The organism is Rhizobium sp. RAF56 (assembly GCF_052113965.1).
Classification (GTDB): domain Bacteria; phylum Pseudomonadota; class Alphaproteobacteria; order Rhizobiales; family Rhizobiaceae; genus Rhizobium.
Window position 1 is genome coordinate 1 of the sequence record NZ_JBFRDU010000039.1, and the last position, 21,838, is coordinate 21,838.

A 21,838-nucleotide genomic window follows, 5' to 3' on the forward strand; every position below is an offset into this window, starting at 1 on the left:
GTACATTCGCCTGGCTTGGCCGATGCAGGCGACTGGCCAAGGATTGGGAAAAATCAATCGCTTCCGCTGAAGCCTGGATGCTTATTGCCCATATCCGCATTCTCACGCGGAGGATCGCAAGGTACCATGTTTATTGAGTTCTTTTCGAGTCAGGCTCTAAGGCACCGAGTGCCCGCGATGGAGGGTCAATATGGACCTAATAACTTGCTTCACCCTCCCACATCTACCTATCAGTCCTTCATCTCCCTCCACACCCTCTCCTGCAGATGCCTCAGCGCCTGCTCCACCGCCTTGTTCAGGTGGTCAAAGGCGAGCAACGTTCCCGCAGCACCCGTGCCTGCACGATAGCCGGAGGGCATCCTTGTTCCCATAAGTCGATGCTGACGTTTGATGTTCGGAAGATTGTCTCGCCGAAGTTCTTCTCTTGCGGCTTCCATGATTTGCAGCCCCAAGACGCCGGCAGCGAAAAACCGGTGCTTCGAATATTCGACCATACGCTCGCGGATCGCCGGTCGCGCCAACGACGCTCTCTCGGATAGTCCAAACGTTGGCAGCATAAATCGAAAGAACTTCTGAAGGTGCATGAAACGAAAGTCTCGCAGCACGTCGAACCTGTCCAAGCCAACGGACCGGCAACCAGTCCTCCCAAGCGTTACTTCGATGCGGATTCTCTTCTCATCCTCCTCGAGAACTCTTGTGGTTCCGGCAGACACTTTCTGTTGGTCGACGACCTTGTTCTGGATGCGCCAAGAAGCCAGTTCGTGGTTCTCCCGGCCGACGTATAGTGTTGAATCATAAAATGGTTGGAGATCTGTCGCTGGCTGTAAACGGCGCCATAGATCGAGAGAATCGTCGGACATATTGCGACCGACTATGAAGTTCCGCCGATCATGAGGGCCGGGGAAGAAGCCTGGCCAATCATGATCTGTGACGAGGGCCCCGGGCGGAGGTAGGAAATGCCGCGTCAGTACCCCGTGCATCAACGCACGGCTTTTTCCGCTCGGCTCTTTTGGATAAAAGTCGATACTAAGTTCCAATCCGGCAATTGAGGGCGATCGTGACAGCCCCCATCGGTTTGCTACTCTTTCAACGATCTCCTTAGCTTCCCGAAAATTCGGCTCCTGAAGGCGCATTCGAAAATCGGTTGCTCTACCGCCGGCGCCGGGGTCTAGGGGTTCGATCCATCCTCTTCGGCCGACAACCTCTTTAACATTCCGATTTATCCATTGAAATTGGGTCGGCGAGCCAAGGGTGAGTTCGACATCCAGCCAATCGACCACAGCGCGGCACCTATAATCATTGAGCGCGATCTGAGGAGTCAGCAGTGTCCGGCCCCTAAATCGAGTCTGTGCCCCTGAGAGTCGTTTCGACGTATTGCAGTTCGACCGGGTCGTTACCTTGAGAGTTTCTGTACATCGTAACCACGTTGCGGTGGGCCATTGCGGTTTGTTAGCCGTTCTTCGAGGTAACGAGATTCATCTTAAAATCTGGGCTAGCAGATTCGTTTCCGTTGGTTAGCTCACGGGAGCTCCGAGGGCCCGGCTCGATCCTCATGGCACGTCAGTGTTGCAAGAAGGGCACATATCATCGAGAGCGAAAAAAAATGCTTGCAATCCAATTGTGGTGACGGTAAACCGTTACCGACACCAAAACGAGGAATACAAATGGCGCTCTCAGACGCAGAAAAGGCAAAGCGCTACCGCCAGCGCCAGAAACAGGCTGAGCAAGATAAGGATCGAACGCTTCTAGATGACGTCTTCCAGCGCCCGTTTTTCGAGTCCTATGAGCCGCACGATACCGACTTCACAGACCTAGAACGCTACTTTGACTACATGGGGCTACCGTTGCCGCAAATCAGGGACGATAGCGATCCTGCCTCGTTTTCGGGCGAGGTTGAGCTCGGGCTTGGCAATGGTGAAGGCTACTATGGCTTTGCCGGTTATAAGCGGTCGCTCGGCAAGGCCGAAGTGATCATGAATGGCTTACAACTAGCGGCCCAGGAGCTCGCACGAATGATCGCGGAGTACAAGGCGTCCGAGATCAAAGCACGTATTGGTGAGATCGAAGCACTAGACCTGTCCGACCCCGGCCTCAGAAGAAAGGCCATGGGAGATTTGGTGCGACTTCAGAAGATGCTCGACCAGCTCGATAACAAGCAGGTCAAGTGGAACCTCCCACAGTGGAGGGTAACGGGCGAATAGCCGACGAAATGGGAACGGCCAAAGGAAGCCTGGAAAACTGCTTTGGCCGTCCCGCAATATCAAAACATCTGAGCCTGAAAGGCATTGTTATGACAACCGTAAATAACATGATCGCGGGACCTGCAGCAACGTGCACTGCACGGGAGCTGGAAGGAGGTCGGTTGAACTCCGCTCTTCGCATCCGCATTGAGGAGCGCCGGGGCCATTTTGAATTGCGTAGGGCCTCCGTTGGGAAGCTCTTGCTCCCGGTGAAGGGAGAGTTTGTTGATCTTGTTGCACATGGTCGGTTGACCGCGGCTCTTCGCTACCACATTCGGGAGCGCTTGAACCAGCTTGAATTTCTCGAGGGTTCTATTGACGAAATCTCCCTTGTGGCAACGGAAGCATGCGACTTCCTTCTTGAAGGAAGTCGCTTGGACGCCGCTGATTGTGAACTCATTGAGGAAACCGTCAGTTGGCTCGAATTGTCGAAGAGCTACCTGGAAGTACTCTTATTCAAGATACAGGAGGCACTGACTGATCTGCTCGTAGGAATTTGGCTTTGTGCGGTAGGCGACACCGTAGAAAGCGCCGTAGTTTCGTCTGATGTTGCATTTGAGCAGTTTGAAGAAGCTAGTGACGAAATTCCCGACGTGATGGAGGCGGCATAATGACGTTGAACCCTGCACTTCTCGAGATGGTAAGGGCTGCCAGCGAGCGTTACGTTGATAGGAATGCGGCCACTAGCTGCGGTATGCTCGTTGAAGACGACCCTGCGACTGATGACGATATGGCACCTCCCTCAGTTCGTACGCAGCTGGCTTGGCTCGGTCTTCAGAAGGCAACGAAGCTCGAGCTGCAGCGCATCCTCTCAAATGTGATGTGTGAGGCCCCTGAAGCGTAGCAACTAGGTGTGATAAGTCCGCCGGCAGAGTTCAGCGGACTTTATCGCCCTTAAAGGGCCAGCCTGTCAGCGGAACGCGACGACGCCCTCTATTAAAAATTGCGTTTCGCGCGACGGGAGGTTTCCTCGCTACCTGACGATCCGACCGCTATAAATGATCCAAGACGAAATCGGAGATACCTTGATGCTCGCTTTACCTTCCAACTGCGTCCACGGGACTTTTCAGTTCGATGGTCGCTCTGCTTTCCAAACCGGGCGGCATTCCGCCGCTCCGTTGGAAGGACTAGAGATGAACAGCGAAAATATCCTCACACCATACGGGACTGGAACTTGCTTTTACTTTCCGTATCCGGGGGAGATTAAGAAGAAGATCGGTGGTTGCGACGGTATTTTGATGCCGATGCGGAACGTTTTCGAAATGTTTGCCCGGGAAAACGACAATTTAGATCCGAAAAGCGCTGCCTTCTTCCGTGATGTGGCTTCGCACTATCCCCACTGCGATAGTCAGGGTCATGGCATCGATCGCAACGGCAATGGCGCAATTCTTTACGACTACGACGATTGGGACGCAATGAGCGTCGAAGAGAAGGAGCTACGTGGCAGTTGCAATGCAGCGATCGCTGTGATCGATCGGCTGCGTTTTGAGCTCGAAATGATGGACAATGTTGACCGGATGGAGGAGGTGAACATAATTCGCCGGACTTTGGCAGACCTGATCCCGGGCTTTATGTAAACGACTAACCGGATGCGGCGCTCAGCGCCGCATCCTTATCTATATAGCGAGCGACAGTCCTGTGATCTATGGCGCGGATGGATCATATGGTTTCCCGCCGCTCGATTTCATGCCGTCTTCGTAGCCTTTTCGCCAATTAGGGGCGGCTTCGATTGCAGCCCTGTAACGCCATCTTTGTTTCCTGCGCTGCCCTACCCACCGTATGGACATCCGCTTCCCTTTATCGAGCGCGTGCTTAATTGCCAGCTGCATTTCACCCGTTGGCTCCAATGGTACAACCCGCAACCCGCTTTTTTCGATCTGCTCCAGCACAAAGCGCACAATTAAAGACGCCTCATCCTTACCGATTAAGAGCCCTCGATCTGAGAGACCCCTAAAAAGGGCCTTTTTCAATATGTGCCAGATTCAATATGTGCCAGATCTGCAAATCCAACTGTGACAGTGTAGCTTTCTCCGTGGTTGAGCTCGAAATTGACGAAATAGATCTTCGACGACCGTGCGCAGCATCACTCGCGCTCACGCAGTGAACGAGGACGCGTCATTCCACGTTCGCCCTATCCAACAGGTCCTCGAGAGCCTCGCAATAATTCAGCTGGTTCTCTATCGCCCAAGAGGCAAAGCGGTTGTAGCTCGTGAGTGGCAGCAGGAGATAGAGGCTGGCAAACGGCCCGGTCTCTTTGCGGGGTCCAATCTTATCCACCGTTTCAACTCTTCGAAGACTGCGACCCTCGTCGTTCTCAGTTTTTTGGTCGAATATTTTCGGCGGATCCTGAGCGTCCGGCCGGATCAAATTAAGCTTCTTGCTGAACCCGAGATTTCTAGCTGTCATGTGCCCCCTTGGAGACGATGAGGTCTACCAGCTCTTCGGCCAGGCGGAGCGCGTTTTCACGCGCTGCTGGAAGGCCATTCACTACATTCGGACTGAGCTCGATTAGGTCGAGCTGGTGATAGAACAGCGATTTGAAGGCGGCGCGCTCGTTGAGATGGGTTCGGAAGGTCGGAACGTCGCCCTCCTGCAGTTGGTTTACGATCGCTTTTTCGAGTTTCGTCGCGATCGTCAGCGGCTTGCGATTGAACAGGATCTGGTAAGGGATCGCCTTTTCGAGAACTTGCCCCTCTTCCTCGATCAGGTTGATTGTCTTGGCGGCGAGCTCGGCATCAATCGGGCTTGCCTGCATCGGAATGATGACCATTCGAGCGCGCGCCAGTGCGGGCGATATCAGGCGCGTGGCAGTGTGTTCAATGTCCACGAACACGAACTGCGCCTGCTTGCGATAGTCATCTAGCTTCCGGCTAATGTTGTTCTCGTTGATCTCCCCGTCGATGATGACGGGGTTCTTGGAACTCCCTTTCCTCCAGGATTGGATCAGACGATTGGGATCACAATCAAGGACGGCAACGCTCGCGCCTTGGGCCGCCAGCGTTGTTGCGAGAACCAGCGTCGTTGTCGACTTCCCGGCTCCGCCTTTCAGATTTGACACTGCGATGACTGGCATATCGGCCCCCTCGAATGGTTTCGAAGTTTTCGGTCCGGAAACAGCGCCTCGCGAACGATTTCTCCTGTTTGACCACGGCCAATTTCGAGACTCCGGCCACCCACCGAGAAGGAGCGTCGTTGCACACTCCACATACTAATACTTACATTGATTTGAGCTTCTAACTGATTATTCGTCAATTGTCAAACATGACTTTCTTAATTGTACTTACAATTCTAAGTAACTTATTACTTATTCTTTCTGTACGTATTTATTTGATTCTGTTTATTGTTAATTGATTCTATAGAAGTTATTTATGCATCTTCGCATCGCATATATTTAAATCCTACGAGCGCGAGGGTTAGTTAACCGGGAAGCTGAAAGTGCTCCACGGCTATGTAGAGCTGTGGACTCGCTTCTCGATTGCGAATGGCGCTGGGAACTCGAAATGAAAAGAAACGCTAGCCTGAGTCTTTTACGAAGCGGTGGAACGCACGCGGCGGCGGCAGCTCCCTCCAGACAGGAGCGCCCACATCATAACAGCGAAGGTGATCGCTCTTATCGGTTATTCCCAACTGATCCATCCTTCTGCTAGATCGCATCGGATCTTAAGTACGTCCATCCAGGGCAGGGGAGAGCGATATGGGAGGATAGTATCGGGGATATCCGTGAGCACAGAAGGCATCCCCAACGGAGCTCCATTCCCAACCTAGGACTTCGCTCCCAAGGCATCTCTCTGTGGGGATACCTCAATACAAGGAGCGAGCCATTCCCCAATTCCTCGACAGTAAGGAATGACGGGCCTGAATTCCGGATCCGCGTCTGGGGCTTGCCATTCGGGGTCCAGGCGACGTTTCTTGCGTAGATGGAGAGCGAAGACGGGTGGGGTACACTGGGAGGTGCCGGACCTCAGCTCGCCAACTGGCTTCGACCCATGAACGGCTTCCAGAAGCTGAGCCATCCATCTTAAAGACTGGCGCCTTTGAACTCGAACAGCTGAGGGCAAGCCCCTTCCAATCCCATATCAGTCGCGCCAAGCGGTCGGAAGTCTTACAGCTTACGTCCAATGCACGTTTCTTGACTCATCGGAGCTCACCGGCTGGCTCCGCGCTTTTGGCGCGCTGGTTAGCGCAGTCGACGTATCAAGCGTGCCGGAGAGTCTCCCTGACTGATGGGCTGAGTTGTCGAAGGGCTTTACGCAATCCGTCGCGAGCTACCCTGCATATTTCTGAAACCGGTTGATCTGAAGCTTACCGGGGCGCTAAGGCCAGATAACCGCCGGCCTTCAGGAGTCGAAATGAATAATCCAAAATCAGTCGCGTTTCTGTTCGCGTACGTGCCGAGGATGCCAACGTCTGATGATGAGCTGAGCCGGATCAGCGTTTTACGAACGCAGTCTGCGATCATGTATAGATATGCTCGCAACATGGGCTTGGAGCCGCCGGACAGGTTGCTAGCAATAACAACATATCGAGCCGCAACCTTTACCCGAAACCTCACCTTCAAACGAGCAGTTGCCCAAGCTCGAGACGCCGGAACTGGGGTATGGGTTGCCGATGTTTGGCAGCTCCTGCGAAGGACCCCTGCTGCGAATGTCACCTCGGCGGTGGAGGATCTGGACAATTTGGATATCGATGTGCTCGATTGCTTAAGCGGAAAGACGTGGAAGCAGTTCGGAGCACCGGAACGCCTCGCTTTAGTCCGGGACGCGTTTTCACGCAAATTCGCTACGTCGGTGTCATGGCCTCCCGGCGCCGCCCCGAAAGGGCAAGCGCCGGACATCCGCAATGCATTGAAGGGCGCTTCAGCAAATAAGACAAAGGCAGAGCGACGGGCAGAGCAATTGCGTCCGGTCGTGGATGCATTTGGGACCACGCTTAATCCGCGGCAAACCCTCACGCCGTCGCTGCTAATGCATCACCTGAACGCGGAAGGAATATTGCCAGAGCGTGGAAAAGCGTGGTCGCTTAACAGCTGTAAAAATCTCCTACATCGCTTACGATCTTCCGGAGAGTGAAAACTCCAAACAATCGGTAGGGTTTTCACATGTGGATCGCGGCATCTACGCGGCGATGGACTGCAACTCGGGATCGGCGACGGCGAACCGACCGTTGGAAAACCTAGGTACAGTGTTCGGCGCGGACTCCATTCCGGAGCATGTGAATAATACCAGAAACGAGATGGAATTCCCGTCCTCACTCTCTCTTATTATTAATATCTACATAGGTAATAGGTAAGTAGTAAATAATAGAGAGAACGCGGACTTTTATGGGAAGGGGAATCTCTTCCGGATAGACGTCCTCTCCTCCGGATAAAAGGAGATCCTCCGGACAAGAGGGCGCTCCTGCGACCCATGGGTGCTAAGGCGCTCCGTTCCTCCGGAACGTTTCCGCGCCTCTGCCTCCTTGGGTGCCCCTCTGCCCCTTTACCCCTACATGCGGAGCTAGCCATTCCCCGTTGCCTGGTGAAAAAGAAAGGACGAGCCGGCGAATCGAACTCGTCCTTTTAAGGTGACGCCTCGAGATCCGGTCAGGGCGTTGTCAGCAACTCAGCTAGGGGAAAGCGACAACCCCGCGCTGGACGCCCGGTCGCGTCTAAACTGATGAGCAATGTCTGACGCAGGGTTAGTTGGTTGTAAAGAAGGTGTTTGCGGGACGCATTGCCGAGGATCGGGACGGATTGCCAAGGGAGGCCATGGGCAACCGTGGAGAAGTGAGGATAACCGCGGCGCGGCCGCATCCCTCCTTCCTCACCTTTTACCGCTATTCGTTCTCTACGCATTCACCCACACCTAAGCGCTCTCTATGGGTTCGCTCTCACTGTCCCGGTGGTGAACAGCTGTCCTTTATAGGTCTGTTCTATTCTCTCTTTGTTGGAGGTAGCTGAGCGTCTCGGTCGTCTTAGTGATTTCCGGATGAGCGTGGATACGCTTACTCCTTTGCCCGGTCGACGTTTACCTGTTTTCTCTAGAGAGCGCTGTGAGAGCGAGGGTGTCGGTGATGCTGCTCTTATCGTCAGAGAGCGCAGGATCGCGTGTGTGAGTCTCTCTGTGTCACTGAACGATGAGGGAAGCTGTCGTCTCGTATGTTGTCGTATGTTGACGCTTTTGGGCAAAAACCCGATTTCAGGGGTTTTAGGTAAACAACATGGAAACTATTGGTTATGTTTGGGCCTGAAAATGAGGTTGTAGGCAACGTTTTTGTTTACCTCTGGTGGCCTGACGTCAACATGGCCTGGCCGGAAATGGGCCTTTTCGGGCGCCTATGTTTACATCCGCAACGTCCTTTAGGTTGAGACGTAAACATTGGTGTGCAGCTTATTGGAGAGCGGGAATGAGCTTCCAGGATTGGCTGAGCGGCATCGCTTTAGGGGTTATTTTCCTGGTGCTTCCGCTATGGGTGCTGGTTGTGTGGCTTGCGAGGCGTGTCTCGGGGGTCAACCTTCTCAAAGCCAAATGGCATAAGGTCGCCGTATACACCGTTCTCGTCTTCATGGTTTTCGTAGGCGTGTATTTGTCATTGACATCCGGCCTGCAGCCTTCCTGGCGCAATCTTTAGTGGAGCCGAGGTGGGCCGCGAACATCTCGCAAATTGGGGTGCGATGATGTTTTGGCGGAGGTTGGTCCAGCCCGCGGCCCACTACGACAACCGGCCGTTCTGTCATTGGTTCCGAGGGTGGGGAAAGAAAGAGCGAGCCGAGGGGGACCGAGCCCGCTCTTCTAGGTGGGTGCACCAAGAGTGTTCGGTGGCGCTCCATGGCGTTGCAAACATGCGCAGGCTGGCACAGAGACCTGACGCGAACCTTAAAGAGAAGGGCGAGCCGCGGGTGACGGGCTCGCTCTTTAGGTGCGTCCACAGCACCGGTGTGTGACGTGCGACTTCTCGATCGGACGACCGGTCTCGCCCAATAGCCATACTCTCAACAAATAGGAAGCTATCCCGATGGTAACGGCGGAGCGGGGCTAACGTTCAACTCCAGCACCTACCTCTTTCGGCTAGTGCTCGACCTGGCGCTGCACGACGGCCACGCCGAGGCTCGTCTGCTCGTTCTCCTCGTCGGAGAACACCGGTTGAGGGCCAGGTTGGCGATCGCTGCCATGGCCTCGAATGCTCCGCCCTCTTGGGTCGAAAAGGAGAGCGAGCCGGGGACAGGCCCGCTCTATAGGTGCGCCACCGATCCGGTTGTGACGGGAGAAAGCGGAAGAGAGGACGTTCGGGCAGATCTTCCTCTCTAGGCGCCCGGCCTCGCCCATTACAACCTAACATAGGCATGGCTAGCGCAAGAAGCTGTCGGAAAGCCTTAGTGGGCGACCTTGCCCGTCGCTAAAAGAAAAGGGCGAGCTGAGGAGAAGCTCGCCTAAGGTGCGTCCTCAAGATCCGGTGTGACGTGACAAGAAGAGAGGAGAGAGTCACACTCCTCTCAACAAGCGCCCGGTCGCGCCTATTAGGGCATTCCTAATGCGGGGAACGCTAGCGCCGGAGGCTGACGCGAACCTTAATGCTCGTTCGGAAAGAGAAGGGCGAGCTGCATGCTAAAAACTCGCCCTTATAGGTGTGTCCACGTGAGCCGGTGTGAGCGTTTGACTGAGGAGGGGTAAAGTCGGGGTCACCGCTCCAGGACGACCGGGCTCGTCGACGCGTGCCTAGCATGGGAAGGGGATCGTCGGAAGCCGCCAAAAAGGCTAATGCAAAACCTTGCCTAGCGCCGTGGCCACGCTGAAGCTGGTCTCTTCGTTCTCGGTCTCAACAGCCATTACGTTGAGCATGACGCTGGCGACGGCAGCTATTGCCTCTTTGCGCTTCCAGCCCGCTTTGACGGCCAGGTCAATGAGGATGTGGACATCCATCGCGATCGCCATCTCGCAGTCGATTTGACGGTCGATATAGGGCTGGGGCAGCATCGGAGACAGGATCATGGCAGTTTCCCTTACGTGAGGGGTAACTGGGGCGCGCGCGCTAGTAATCAATCCCTGCCTCTCTTGCTGAGGATCCACTCCTGGCCGTCACCGAGGGCGTTCTGCTCTCTGATGACCCGGCCGCGATGCCGGAGCTGCAGGACCGACCTCGGATTGAGGTGATGCAGGTATTCCTGGTAGGCAGCCTGGGCGGCGTAGATGTTGTTGGCGCCACCGACCTTCTCAGCCTCGCCTGCGGGGTCGATCTCGTCGATGGCAAAGGTGAAGCGATCGCCTTGGAAGTTCGTCTGCTCCGGCGCTGGCAGCGGATAGACAGCGTCCTCCTGGCCGACGTAGCAGAACAGGATCCGGTCCTCGCCGTAGATCCACACGACGAACTCCTCGTCGTCTATGAGGCGTTTGGCCTTCGAGCAGACCTGGAACTGGCGGAGGTAGCAGACAAGGCGGTAGTAACGCACGGCCCGATACCCTCGGCACGTAATCGAGGTTGTGGTGCTCCCGACAGAACAAGTGGATTACCCGCTTCTCGCCCTCATGGCCGAAGCTGACGGCGGAAACAGGACATGTGGGCACTGGAGTTGGTTCCCGCCGTGGCTCTAATATCACCCCAGCTGGGCGCGGAACTACGGACTGGTTGCGAGTGAGATCTCAACCGCAGTTGCCAGAGTCTTATCCATAGTGATCGGGCTAAGGATGACCTGCTCGACACGAGAAATGTACCCAGCGCTTCGTCGCGACGGTTGTGGATACGTCAAAATCCTACTGGACGTCTAGGACATCAACTTTCGATCGATAAATTCGCATCGCTTACGAATTTTATTGGCCGTTACAGCGCATCCCCAATCTCGAGTTGCTATAGGTAAGGAACTATAATGGAGAACTACCATGATGATGGTGCGAGCCCAACCCCGCCGACCCAAGTTCGCCAAGGAGATCGTGAAGAGGGGTCGCTGTCGAGACGGCGGCATTTACGTGTTGGCCGACGGCCGCGAAGTCTACTGTGCCTATCGCAGGCAAGCATAGATTTCTCGCGGAAACGAGAAATGCATTTCTGACGCGTTACACAAGCGCGTAGCAGCATGGGCGATTGATGACGACACGCTCCGCTACGTGCGGCTGCGCGGCATCGAAATCATCGCCGTGGATGTCGAGGAAAGTGGCGACAAGTTCATTACCTCCATCGACAGCTTTTACACCCCTGGCATGTTCACTTGGCTCTTCGACAGGTACCGACGCGGCGAGACGCACCGCTGTGTCAATTTCCAGCATTGGCGCACACGGAGCGGCAAGTTGAAGTTCACGTATGGACTTGGTTTGTCGCGGAGGCACCGCGAATCCGTTAAAGGTAGATACTAGAATGCCACAGCAAATCGAAAATACCTCCGGTGAAGCGATGAAGTTCGGACGCAAGCGTCTTCAATAGCATTAGGGACAAGAGCTCTCATTGCATACCGGACGATGCCGCCACCAGCGCGCTTGGCGAGCCCCGGCCCTGCATGATCGTTCTGAAGGTGCGGTGGTAGGCTGATTGACCTGACAATATCGCACGATGCGGCGAAGAGCGTCACTGAACAGATGCGACGAGCATGCTGCGACGTAGTAGGCGCATTCCATCTTCTCGCAGCGACCTGCTTCACCAGAGTGAGACCGAGCCACTCGTCGTTGAGCGAGCGTGACGCTTCACCGAGGCAGCCTAACTCTGATGCAGTACTGATACGCTTTCGCTCATCGAGCGCAGCTTGCGCGGGTTCGTTGAAGGAGCGGCAGCGGATCGATGTTTTCCTATTTGATCAGGGAAAGCGCCAGGCGAGAAGCCAACCCCATGGCCGTCGGCGCGGCAGCAAGCTTTTGAAAGGTGCTGTCGAGCATATGGGGCGCCGTTCCCGATTTACGTGAATTGGCCATAATACCTAGCTGATCGAGCGACATGGCACTATGTGGCTAGTGGCAGCTTAGCGCAAATCTTTGGCTGCGCAGAGCAAGCCGCGTGCCTCCAAACTTGATATACCCGCCAACAATAAGCAGGCACCAATTGGATCTTGTGCCACAACCCCCGCCACGGGGCGGTGGCACTTCTTGTTCGCACAGCCTCCAGAGGCGCCGGCGTAGCACTCACGGTTCCATTCAGAGCGACACTTGAGCGTGGTCCGCGGACCAACGCAAAAACCAGTCGTGCGCCATGTCGGGGGAGAAGGCTGCGATGGTAGGCGCGCTTGGCTACGCGAGCCCGGCATAGTTCAAACGAATGACTGGCTGTTCACTACCAGCACGCATCCCCAATCTCGAGTTTCTACAAGTAAGGAACTACAATGGAGAACTACCAAGATGATGGTGCGAGCCCAACCCCGCCGACCCAAGTTCGCCAAGGAGATCGTGAAGAGCGGTCGCCGTCGAGATGGCGGCATTCACGTTTTGGCGGACGGCCGTGAAGTCTACTGTGCCTTCCGCAAGATGCCAGAGCTGACTCGCGGAAACGAGAAAAACATTTCTGACGCGTTACGCAAGCGTGTTGCAGCATGGACGATTGATGACGACACGCTCCGCTACGTGCGGCCGCGCGGAATCGAGGTCATCGTCGTGGATGTCGAGGACACTGGCGACAAGTTCATCACAAAACGATCCGGGGTAATGACGGTAGAAACTACCTGCTGCTGGCGTGCGCCCAACGAGTTTTATGTATCAAGTACAGGCGTTCGAATGGTTTTTGTCTTTTTTTATAATTTTGTGGGTAATTGCAGCCATACCCCTTGCAAAAAATTAATCTTTAATAGCATGACGAGATGCTGAGGGGATTTGCATAGTCCTGTTTCAAAGTTTGAGGTATTTCGAGGAATATTATATAGTGAAAACTGCTGCTAAATCAGTCATTGCTGAAATTGCGATCATTGGGGCCGGAGCCCGTTTGCCGGGCGTGGCGAATCTCAACGCATTTTGGGATGTACTGAAATCCGGTCAGAACACCATTGCGACCGCGCCGACGGGCCGTTGGAGCATCAGTCGCTTCCTGCGTCCGGGATCGCCAGAGCCAGGTTTCGCCTATAGCTTTGCCGGCGGCTATTTAGAGGATCCCTTCGCCTTCGACCCGGCCCTTTTCGGCATATCGCCGCGTGAAGCACGTCAGATGGATCCCCAGCAACGGCTGCTGCTCGAAGTCGCCTGGAGCGCCTTCGAGGATGCCGATATTCCGCCCTCGTCGCTTTCCGGTCAGAATGTCGGTGTCTATGTGGGCGCCTCGACCGTCGACTACCAGAGCGGCGCTTCCCATGACCCAGCCGTCATGGGAAGCCACTATATGACTGGCAATTCCCTTTCGATCCTTTCAAACCGTATTTCGCACGCCTTCGATTTTCGTGGCGCAAGCTTCACTGTCGATTCTGCGTGTTCCTCTTCATTCGTAGCGCTCAACGAGGCGATGGCAGCACTGAGCGAGAAGCGTGTCGACCTCGCCCTTGTCGCCGGGGCGAATCTTCTTCTCTCGCCAGCGCCTTTCATCGGCTTTTCTCAGGCCCGGATGCTATCGCCGACAGGCCTTTCACGGCCTTTTTCCAACCAGGCCGACGGCTACGTTCGTTCAGAAGGCGCAGTAGTCATCCTGCTTCGCAGGCTGACGGATGCTCGCGCAAACGGCGAACACGTGCGCAGCGTTGTCCTCGGCTCGGCCGTGAATTCCGATGGCAGGACTCCTGGCATTTCGCTGCCCTCTTTCAACGGGCAGAGGCAATTGATCGAAACGCTCTATGCCGATCTAGGCCTCAACCCCGAGAAGCTTGCTTTTGTCGAAGCGCACGGAACGGGCACTAAGGTTGGCGACCCCATCGAGGCGGCCGCGATCGGGGAAGGGCTCGGTCAGTACCGCGCAAGCCCGCTAATGATAGGCTCCGCCAAGTCGAACGTCGGTCACCTCGAATGCGTATCCGGCTTGGTGGGGTTGTTGAAATCGAGCCTCGCCCTACAGCACCGCCTTCTTCCTAGATCTCTCTTCAGCGAAGACTTGAACGAGTCGATCCCGTTCGACGACCTCAATTTGCGTGTTGCCAAAGAGGCCGTCGCCCTTGATGCGAGGCGGGGCCTCATCGCCGGCGTCTGCAACTATGGCTTTGGCGGAACCAACGCCCACGTGGTTATCGCAGAAGGCGACCCTGTCGCGGACATCGTTGCGTTCCCCGGCGCCCCGCAGCAGAACAACGCGCAGCTCATGCTGGTTTCGGCTGCGACGGGGGAGGCGCTGCAGGCGCGCGTGCGTCAGGTGAGCGAGATGCTGGCCAAAGGTGCCAAAGCGGCGGAACTCGCCGCGGCGCTTGGCCATTGCCGGGATATCTTGCCACACCGACTGGCCGTGCCGCTGGCCGAACCTGCCGCAGTGTTGCCGGCCCTGCATGCCTTCGAACAGAACAAACCCCTACCGACCGGGATCGTCACGTCGGCGTCGTGGGAACGCAATCGCGTCGGGTTTGTCTTTAGCGGCAACGGCTGCCAGTTCAAGGAAATGGGACAGGCAGCCTATAAGGCTTCGGCACTTTTCCGTGCCGAAATTGCCGACATCGACCAGTTCTTCGAGCCCCTTTCGGGATGGTCTATTGCCGCCACGTTGCACGACGGGCTGGAGGCTGACCGATTGGCCCAGACCTCTGTCAGCCAGCCGTTGATTTTTGCCATCCAGTCGGCGATTGTGGCCGTTCTATCGCAGTTCGGGATACGGCCCGATCTAGTGCTCGGTCACAGTGTGGGCGAAGTAGCCGCTGCGGAGGCTTGCGGCGTACTGTCGCGGGAAGCGGCCGTCAACGTCATCTATCTCCGAAGTCAGCACCAGGAGGCCGTTCGTGGCCAAGGGACGATGCTGGTCGTGGCCGCGGACGAAGCGCGGACTCGGGAACTGACGGCCGCCTTCGATATGTCGAGTGTGGAGATCGCCGCGCTCAACAGCCCGCTCTCTACCACCGTATCCGGTCCAGTCGAGGTTATCGCCGAATTTTCGAGGGCCTGCCGCCTGCATAAGATTGCGACGGTCACGCTCGATATCGAGTATCCGTTCCATTCTTCGGTGCTGGACCCGATTCGCACCCCTCTTATCAAGGACCTTTCGGCCATTACCTCTCGATCCGGAAGGATACCCTTTGTGTCCACAGTCGTCGGCGAACGCATCGATGGCAGGGCACTAGCCGGCGACTATTGGTGGAGCAATGTCCGCGACCCGGTTCTATTCCGCGGCGCGATCGCGTACGCCCATAAAAGCGGCATCAATTGCTTCGTTGAAATCGGCCCGAAGTCGATCCTAGCCGGCGCGATCAAGGACACTCTACGAGCACTGGGCATCGAAGGCCAGACAACCGGGACCCTCTCGGACAAGGATCCGGCTACCGGCGACCCGATCATGACAATGATCGCCCGTTTCGTTAGCAGCGGTCTGCCCTTCGATCGGCAACAGATCTTCGGACCGCGCCGACGGAACAGGTTGGCAATTCCAGCCTATCCGTTACAGCGGGACAATTTCAATCTGGGCGGAACCTCGGAAGCCCTACTGGCTTACGGCAAGATGGTCAGCGCGGGCCCGCGCCACATATTGCTCGGCGACCGCATGTCTGACGGATCGCCAGAATGGCGCAATTTGCTGGATTCGTCGATCGTCCCCTATCTCGCGGATCATCTGGTCGACGGCGCCGTTGTTGTGCCTGGGGCCGCGCTGGTCGAAATGACGTTTCAAGTCGGCCGCGAGCTTTATGGCAATGTGCCGCTGGAACTCTATGAATTCGACGTATTCAAGGCGTTGGCCGTCCACCCTGGTGAAATCCGCGAGGTCTCCACTCGTTGGGCGGAACAGTCTGAAACCCTGGAAATTTTGAGCCGGAAGCGGTTTACGCCTGCTAAGGGCGATTGGGTTCTACATGCGCGCGGCACGCTGCGCATGCTGCGCAGCCAGAAAGGCGCAACACTCCCACCTCCCGTTCCGGCACGGACTATCAGCAATACATATTCTGAAGTCTATGCGGAGGCGGCCAGGGCGGGTCTTGAGTATGGCGCGGCATTCCGGCTGGTAGAGGGGATCGAGCGCGATGAGGTGACGACGGATTCGCGGCTGAAGCCGCCCGCAGCCGAAGCCAGCTTCGTACAAGAATACGTATTGCATCCCATCTCTTTCGACGCGGCACTTCATGGGCTTTTCATCTCACGCCGTCAAAAGGACGGTGAGACCAAGGCGTATATGCCGGTTCGGTTCCGCAAGGTTCGCGTTTGGGATCACGGAATTCCGATCCGCCGCGCGATCACGCTTTTGACCAGCGAGACCGACCGCTTCAAAACAGTGGCAATTTCGCTGCTCAGCGAAGATGGCACGCTCGTCGCGTCGATCGAGGCGGTGGTCTTGCGGGCAGTCTATCTTGCCAAGGCGACGGTTCCCGACCGGACGTTCCACACGGATGTGGTCGGGCTCGCGCGCCCAGACCTGTCAACCGCCTTCGATGCTATCCGCGCGGAACGGCGAAACGTCGATGTGCCCATCTCCCCGGCGTGGCTCCTTATCCGCGCCTTCTGCGTATCACTCGCCCACAGCATTGTTTCTCACCTCACAGAGGACGGTGTCAGCGTATCGCCCGAGGCATTGATCGCATCCGGCCGGGTTGCCGCGAATTCCGAGGCCTATCTTGGGGTCCTGTACGACATTTTGAACGAGTTCGGCTCCATTCCTAGCCAGCCGGACGATGCCACTTTCCCGTTCCCTTCGCCTGCCGCGTTGCTCGCGACTCTGATGCAGCGCTTTCCATCGGCCAACATGGAGATCCGCCTCGCCGCCAATGCCTTGGAATATGCCGAGCGAATCGTACGGGAAGGGGAGTTCCCGACGGCGCCGCAATGGATGCTTAAACGATTCGAAAGCGACGCCCTATTGATTGGTCCGACAGTGGAGGCAGTGGCGCGAACCTTGCGGCAGCTCGCAGACGCCGCATCCACGCCTCTTCGGGTACTCGCGATCGAGCCGTTTGGACACGGCCTAACCTGCGCCGTCAGCGATCTTGTCGACGCTGGGCGCATCGAAGTCACCTTTGCATCTCCAAACGCTGCGGCTATCGAAGCGCAACGCCAGGCGTTCCGCGCCGACGCGCTGGTTAACGGCTTGGTTCTCAACGACGAGGCGCTTGACATGCCCGTCGCTTTCGACGTCCTCATCAGCCTCGCTACGTCGCCGCTCGCGGCTGACGACGAAAGGATGCTCTCACAGGCACTCAGTCTACTGAAAACCGCCGCACCGGTGATCGTCGCCGTGGCGGCCGTGGACAACGCGCTTCACATGTTACGTGGTCTTTGGCAGCCCTGGCTGGAAAGAGGGACAGACGGTGGCGTCCGCGGACGAATCCCGACGAAGAAATCCATCGTGCGTTGCCTGCGCAAGGCCGGCCTGCAGGATCTCGAAGAGTCACTGACCGACAACGGTCTGGGACATCTTATTCTCGGCCGGACCGGCGTGCGGAAATTCGACGAGAACATAATCAGGGGCATTGCCGGCGCGAGCCGAATCGCGGTCGTTGTCGACAGCGAAGTTGCATCGCTTGCTGCGGATTTCGTCCAATTGATAGAGGTGGTGGCCACCGGCAGCGCGCCTGACAAGGTTCTTCGCCCTTGGGTGGAGGCTACTCCCGACGAGGCGATATCCACTCTAATTTTGCCGCCCCATGCGCTTGATCGCCCTCCGAGCGAGCAACTGGCATATCGGATCGAATATCTCAAAGGGCTTCTTGTCAGCATAGAAGCTTCGAAACGAGCGGTCCGCCTTTTCGTGATTACCGACTCCCTGTCCAACAGCTGCCCCGCCAAATCAGGCGTGGAAAGCGGCATCCGTGGTTTCGTGCGCGTCGCTATCAATGAATTCCCCGGTATTGACCTGAGGCTGATCGACGTCTTGCCCGGCGCTGACATCGAAGTCATCGCAAAGATTGTCACCATGCCAGGGTCCGAACGCGAGTGGCAGGTGAACCGCAATGGCGCGTCGGTGTTGCGCGTCCGCCGCGGCTTGCTGCGGCCCCGCTCCCTCCCCGAGGGCGCGCGCAGCGTTCTCCATTTCGAATATCCCGGTCGCGTTGATAGCTTCTCGTGGGAGATCGCGGAACGCCGCGAACTCGCCGTAGGCGAGATCGAGATCGAAGTGGCGGCCGTCGGCCTCAATTTCCGCGACGTGCTAGTCGGACTGGGAATTCTAGACGATGATCTCCTCGGCGCCGGGCTGACCGCTGCGTCACTGGGTTTCGAGTGCTCGGGCGTCGTCGTGCGCGCGGGTCCTGGCGTCACCCGATTGAAAGTCGGCACTCCCGTGATGGGTTTTGCCAAGGATGCCTTTGCGTCCCATGTGATTGCACCAGTCTGGCATTTCTTCCCGATCCCGGATGGCGTCACCACCGAAGCAGCGGCCACGATCCCGGTCGCATTCGTCACCGCCTGGTACGCCCTCGTCGAGCGCGCCCGCCTAAAGAAAGGCGAGGACGTGCTCATTCACGGCGCAGCGGGTGGCGTTGGGCAAGCGGCAATCCAAATTGCTCGCTTCTTCGGTGCGCGCGTACTGGGTACTGCTTCGAACGATATGCGCCGCCGCCTTGGACGCAGCGCGGGAGCGGAGCTGGTTTTCGACAGCCGGCAAGAGCGCTTTGCGGACGCCATTGCCTCGACGATAGGCGGCGTCGATGTCGTCCTCAATTCGCTGGCCGGCAGGGGAATGCATGCAAGCTTGAGGCTACTCAAGCCCTTTGGCCGTTTCATCGAGCTCGGGAAGCGAGACTTTCTCGACAACACTCTCCTAGAGCTGAGGCCCTTCGTACGGAATTTGCAGTATTCAGGAGTGGATCTCGACGAGTTGTTGGCACACGACAGGGCGACGGTTGAAAGCATCGTGGCTGACATCTCCAAAGCATTCGAGCGCCGCGAACTTGCGCCTCTCACCTATCAGGCCTTGGAAGCCTATGAGGTCGGTAACGCGTTCCGCTCAATGCAGTCCGCCGAGCATATTGGCAAGATGATCGTTCGCCCGCCAAGAATCGCCCGTGAAAATATGGACGCGCAGAGCTTCACCGCCGAAGCCGGCGTCTACCTCGTGATTGGCGGGACCAGCGGCTTCGGCTTCAAGACCGCGCGCTGGCTCGCGGCAAAGGGCGCCACCACGCTGGTTTTGGCTTCCCGGCGCGGTTGGGTCGAGCCGGAGTGCATTGCCGATCTGCAATTGCTGCGCGATCAGGGCGTTAAGGTCATCGTCGAGGCTCTCGACGTGCGTGATTTGACGGCGGTCCGTGAGCTCATTGATAACGTCTCGAACCAATACGGTTCCATCCGCGGGGTCGTGCACGCGGCAGTCGCTCTTGACGACGGACTCATCTCAAGCCTTACGCCTGAGCGTCTACGTGGGGTGCTCGGTGCCAAGGTCGAGGGCGTCCTCAATCTCGATGCCGCGCTTGGCGACCGCAGGCTTGATTTCTTCGTCGTTTATTCGTCAGCAACGACCATGATCGGAAGTCCCGGCCAAGGCGCCTATGTCGCCGCCAATGCGTTCCTCGAAGGTTTCGTCCGGCAGCGGCGAGCTTCAGGCAAGCCCGCCCTGGCGATCGGCTGGGGAGCCATTTCTGACGCGGGTATTGTATCGCGTGACCAGAGTTTGGCCGATCGTCTTCGCCGGACCACAGGCGTGGTTGGCATAAGGGCTTCCGAGGCGCTCGCGCAGTTAGGTCGCTTACTCGTCATGGGGGAAAAGGTCGATCCGGTGCAGTTCTATAGCAGCATCGCCCAGAGCGAAGCCGCCGGCAAACTGGCACTCATCAACAGCCCAGCTTTCTCGGGGCTCAACCTCATCCGAACGCAAGAGGGCGGAGAAATAGGCGACGATATAGCAAGCATGGTCTCCGGAAAGACCGCAGAAGAAGCGCTCGAGATCGTGACCCGCATGTTGCGGCGCGAGGTCGGACAGATCCTCCGCATGCCCGAAAGCCAAGTCGATCCTGCACGGCCCATGGGCGAACTCGGGCTGGACTCTCTCATGGCGCTCGAATTGCAGCTTGGGATCGAACGGCTGGCAGGGGCGCAGGTACCACTCGTCGGGATCAGCAGCAGCCGCCTTGGCGACGTAGCTGCGATCGTTCTTCATCATCTGGGCATTGACGTTGGTGCGCGGGTGGACGAGGTCGACAAAGTGCAGGCCCGCATAATGCGCTTGATCGAGGCCCATTCAGCGGAAGCTGTCAGTGCCGAAGAAGCTCATGAACTTAAGTCGCGTCTCGATTCCGTATTGTTCCAGGAAACAGCATCGTGAAATCCAACTACGAAGCTCCGATCTCTGACGTGGCGTTCGATCGCCTGCTCGATTCGATGCATAGCAAGTCAACTCACAACGTTTCGAACTCACCGGCCGTCGATGTCCGCAAGCATCGGGATCTCAGCTTCGAAAGTCATCCGCTCTATCAACAAATGAAGATGCAGCGCGATTTTGCGAAGCTGCTGCTGATCAAGGATCCCTATTATCGCCGGCACGAATCCAAGGCCGGGGCGACGTCCGTCATCTCCGGGAAAACGATCACCAACTTCGCTTCCTATGACTACCTTGGGCTCAATGGCCATCCGGAAATTCTGGCAGCCGTGAACGACGCAATCGCCCGTCTCGGAACGTCGGTTTCTGCAAGTCGGATCAGTGCTGGAGAGCGCGGCGTTCATCGCGACCTGGAATTGTCCCTGGCCAAAGTCTATGAGTCGGAAGACTGCATTGCCTACGTGTCGGGCCACGCTGCCGCGGTTTCGACCCTTGCGACGCTCATGGGTCCGAAGGATCTTATCGTTCACGATGCCGTCATCCACAACTGTATCGTTGTTGGCGCGCAGCTGTCCGGTGCCGCCCGGCGGTTTTTCCCTCATAACGATCTGTCTGCCTTGGAGCGGCTGCTCGAAGATGAACGGGACAATTTCGAGCAGGTTCTGATCGTCAGCGAAGGATTGTTCTCGATGGATGGCGACGGGCCGGACCTTGCGCGCCTCATCGACATCAAGCAGCGCTACGGCGCCCTACTGATGATGGACGATGCGCATGGCCTCGGCGTGCTCGGTGCCACCGGTAGAGGAATATTCGAGCACCAAGGCGTTGTCCCCTCAGCGGTCGACATGTGGCTCGGCACGCTTTCCAAGTCACTTGTCAGTTGCGGCGGTTATGTGGCGGCAAGCGGGGTCATCGTCGATATCCTGAAGCACAATGCGCCGGGCTTCGTTTACAGCGTCGGCATGCCGGCATCGGCGGCTGTCGCCTCGACGGTCGCGTTGGACATCATGCTGCGCGAACCGGAACGCGTCGCGTGTCTGAGGGAACTGTCGAAGCGCTTTTACGAGAGGGCGCGCGCAGGCGGGCTCAATCTCGGTCAGAGCTGGGGCATCGGCATAGTTCCGGTTCTCATCGGCGACACGCTCAAGACCCTGCGGGTCTCGGAGCGCTTGCTACAGCTTGGCTTCAACGCATTCCCGATCTTGCCGCCGGGAGTGCCAGAAAAATCATCGCGCCTGAGGTTTTTCATCAATCAAACGCATACGAACGAACAGATCGACGGCGTCGTCGACGCTTGCATCGAAATTATGCGCTGATACGTGCCCATAGCCCTATTTTGCTTCACTCTATTATGTTGA

Annotated in this window: 13 protein-coding genes and 1 pseudogene; 9 read left to right on the plus strand and 5 right to left on the minus strand. The window is 57.0% G+C overall.

All coding sequences use genetic code 11. The features are described 5' to 3' along the window. Positions 1-137 (plus strand): annotated as a pseudogene (locus tag AB4048_RS23950) (IS5/IS1182 family transposase); the annotation flags it as partial. Positions 138-230: 93 nt separating this feature from the next. Here the strand turns inward: AB4048_RS23950 and AB4048_RS23955 are convergent. Continuing rightward, on the minus strand, positions 231-1,280 hold the full coding sequence (locus AB4048_RS23955) for a hypothetical protein (protein WP_442204495.1): 1,050 nt from the start codon (positions 1,278-1,280) through the stop codon (positions 231-233). A 384-nt stretch (positions 1,281-1,664) separates the two neighbouring features. Between AB4048_RS23955 and AB4048_RS23960 the strand changes: the two genes are divergently transcribed. The 3 genes from AB4048_RS23960 (at position 1,665) to AB4048_RS23970 (ending at position 3,817) form a co-directional block, all read left to right on the plus strand. Then, positions 1,665-2,201 (plus strand): hypothetical protein, encoded by a 537-nt coding sequence (locus AB4048_RS23960; protein ID WP_442204496.1) that lies wholly within the window; start codon positions 1,665-1,667, stop codon positions 2,199-2,201. 8 nt (positions 2,202-2,209) lie between these two features. After that, positions 2,210-2,851, plus strand: a complete 642-nt coding sequence (locus AB4048_RS23965) for a hypothetical protein (RefSeq protein ID WP_442204497.1) — start codon at positions 2,210-2,212, stop codon at positions 2,849-2,851. Positions 2,852-3,238: 387 nt separating this feature from the next. Next, complete coding sequence (locus AB4048_RS23970) at positions 3,239-3,817, plus strand: hypothetical protein (RefSeq protein WP_442204498.1); 579 nt, start codon at positions 3,239-3,241, stop codon at positions 3,815-3,817. A gap of 818 nt (positions 3,818-4,635) precedes the next feature. Here AB4048_RS23970 and AB4048_RS23975 read toward each other — a convergent pair. Next, on the minus strand, positions 4,636-5,313 hold the full coding sequence (locus AB4048_RS23975) for an AAA family ATPase (RefSeq protein WP_442204499.1): 678 nt from the start codon (positions 5,311-5,313) through the stop codon (positions 4,636-4,638). Between the two features lie 1,276 nt (positions 5,314-6,589). Between AB4048_RS23975 and AB4048_RS23980 the strand changes: the two genes are divergently transcribed. Continuing rightward, on the plus strand, positions 6,590-7,309 hold the full coding sequence (locus tag AB4048_RS23980; RefSeq protein WP_442204500.1) for a hypothetical protein: 720 nt from the start codon (positions 6,590-6,592) through the stop codon (positions 7,307-7,309). Between the two features lie 1,315 nt (positions 7,310-8,624). Then, positions 8,625-8,849, plus strand: a complete 225-nt coding sequence (locus tag AB4048_RS23985) for a hypothetical protein (RefSeq protein WP_442204501.1) — start codon at positions 8,625-8,627, stop codon at positions 8,847-8,849. A 1,124-nt stretch (positions 8,850-9,973) separates the two neighbouring features. Here AB4048_RS23985 and AB4048_RS23990 read toward each other — a convergent pair. The 3 genes from AB4048_RS23990 to AB4048_RS24000 all read right to left on the minus strand — a co-directional run bounded on the left by AB4048_RS23990 (position 9,974) and on the right by AB4048_RS24000 (position 11,476). Continuing rightward, positions 9,974-10,207 carry a hypothetical protein gene (locus AB4048_RS23990; RefSeq protein ID WP_442204502.1) on the minus strand — a complete coding sequence of 78 codons (234 nt, stop codon included), beginning with the start codon at positions 10,205-10,207 and terminating at the stop codon, positions 9,974-9,976. Between the two features lie 47 nt (positions 10,208-10,254). Then, positions 10,255-10,665 carry a hypothetical protein gene (locus AB4048_RS23995; RefSeq protein WP_442204503.1) on the minus strand — a complete coding sequence of 137 codons (411 nt, stop codon included), beginning with the start codon at positions 10,663-10,665 and terminating at the stop codon, positions 10,255-10,257. Positions 10,666-11,266: 601 nt separating this feature from the next. Then, positions 11,267-11,476 (minus strand): hypothetical protein, encoded by a 210-nt coding sequence (locus AB4048_RS24000; protein ID WP_442204504.1) that lies wholly within the window; start codon positions 11,474-11,476, stop codon positions 11,267-11,269. A 1,056-nt stretch (positions 11,477-12,532) separates the two neighbouring features. Between AB4048_RS24000 and AB4048_RS24005 the strand changes: the two genes are divergently transcribed. The 3 genes from AB4048_RS24005 to AB4048_RS24015 are packed head-to-tail and all read left to right on the plus strand — an operon-like array spanning position 12,533 to position 21,796. Next, positions 12,533-12,994: a hypothetical protein gene (locus AB4048_RS24005; RefSeq protein ID WP_442204505.1), complete on the plus strand. Its 462-nt coding sequence runs from the start codon at positions 12,533-12,535 to the stop codon at positions 12,992-12,994. A gap of 55 nt (positions 12,995-13,049) precedes the next feature. Next, positions 13,050-20,486, plus strand: coding sequence for a type I polyketide synthase (locus AB4048_RS24010; RefSeq protein WP_442204506.1), 7,437 nt, complete (start codon positions 13,050-13,052; stop codon positions 20,484-20,486). Beyond that, positions 20,483-21,796, plus strand: a complete 1,314-nt coding sequence (locus AB4048_RS24015; protein ID WP_442204507.1) for an aminotransferase class I/II-fold pyridoxal phosphate-dependent enzyme — start codon at positions 20,483-20,485, stop codon at positions 21,794-21,796. Before AB4048_RS24010 ends, AB4048_RS24015 begins: the two co-directional genes overlap by 4 nt. Positions 21,797-21,838: the final 42 nt, after the last annotated feature.

Excerpts from the sequence above, each read along its gene's own strand:
- AB4048_RS23975 (WP_442204499.1), bottom strand. The coding sequence starts at position 5,313 with ATGCCAGTCATCGCAGTGTCAAATCTGAAAGGCGGAGCCGGGAAGTCG.
- AB4048_RS23965 (WP_442204497.1), top strand. The coding sequence starts at position 2,210 with ATGGGAACGGCCAAAGGAAGCCTGGAAAACTGCTTTGGCCGTCCCGCA.
- AB4048_RS23980 (WP_442204500.1), top strand. The coding sequence starts at position 6,590 with ATGAATAATCCAAAATCAGTCGCGTTTCTGTTCGCGTACGTGCCGAGG.
- AB4048_RS24005 (WP_442204505.1), top strand. The coding sequence starts at position 12,533 with ATGATGGTGCGAGCCCAACCCCGCCGACCCAAGTTCGCCAAGGAGATC.
- AB4048_RS24000 (WP_442204504.1), bottom strand. The coding sequence starts at position 11,476 with ATGCTGGAAATTGACACAGCGGTGCGTCTCGCCGCGTCGGTACCTGTC.
- AB4048_RS23985 (WP_442204501.1), top strand. The coding sequence starts at position 8,625 with ATGAGCTTCCAGGATTGGCTGAGCGGCATCGCTTTAGGGGTTATTTTC.
- AB4048_RS23960 (WP_442204496.1), top strand. The coding sequence starts at position 1,665 with ATGGCGCTCTCAGACGCAGAAAAGGCAAAGCGCTACCGCCAGCGCCAG.
- AB4048_RS23990 (WP_442204502.1), bottom strand. The coding sequence starts at position 10,207 with ATGATCCTGTCTCCGATGCTGCCCCAGCCCTATATCGACCGTCAAATC.
- AB4048_RS23970 (WP_442204498.1), top strand. The coding sequence starts at position 3,239 with ATGATCCAAGACGAAATCGGAGATACCTTGATGCTCGCTTTACCTTCC.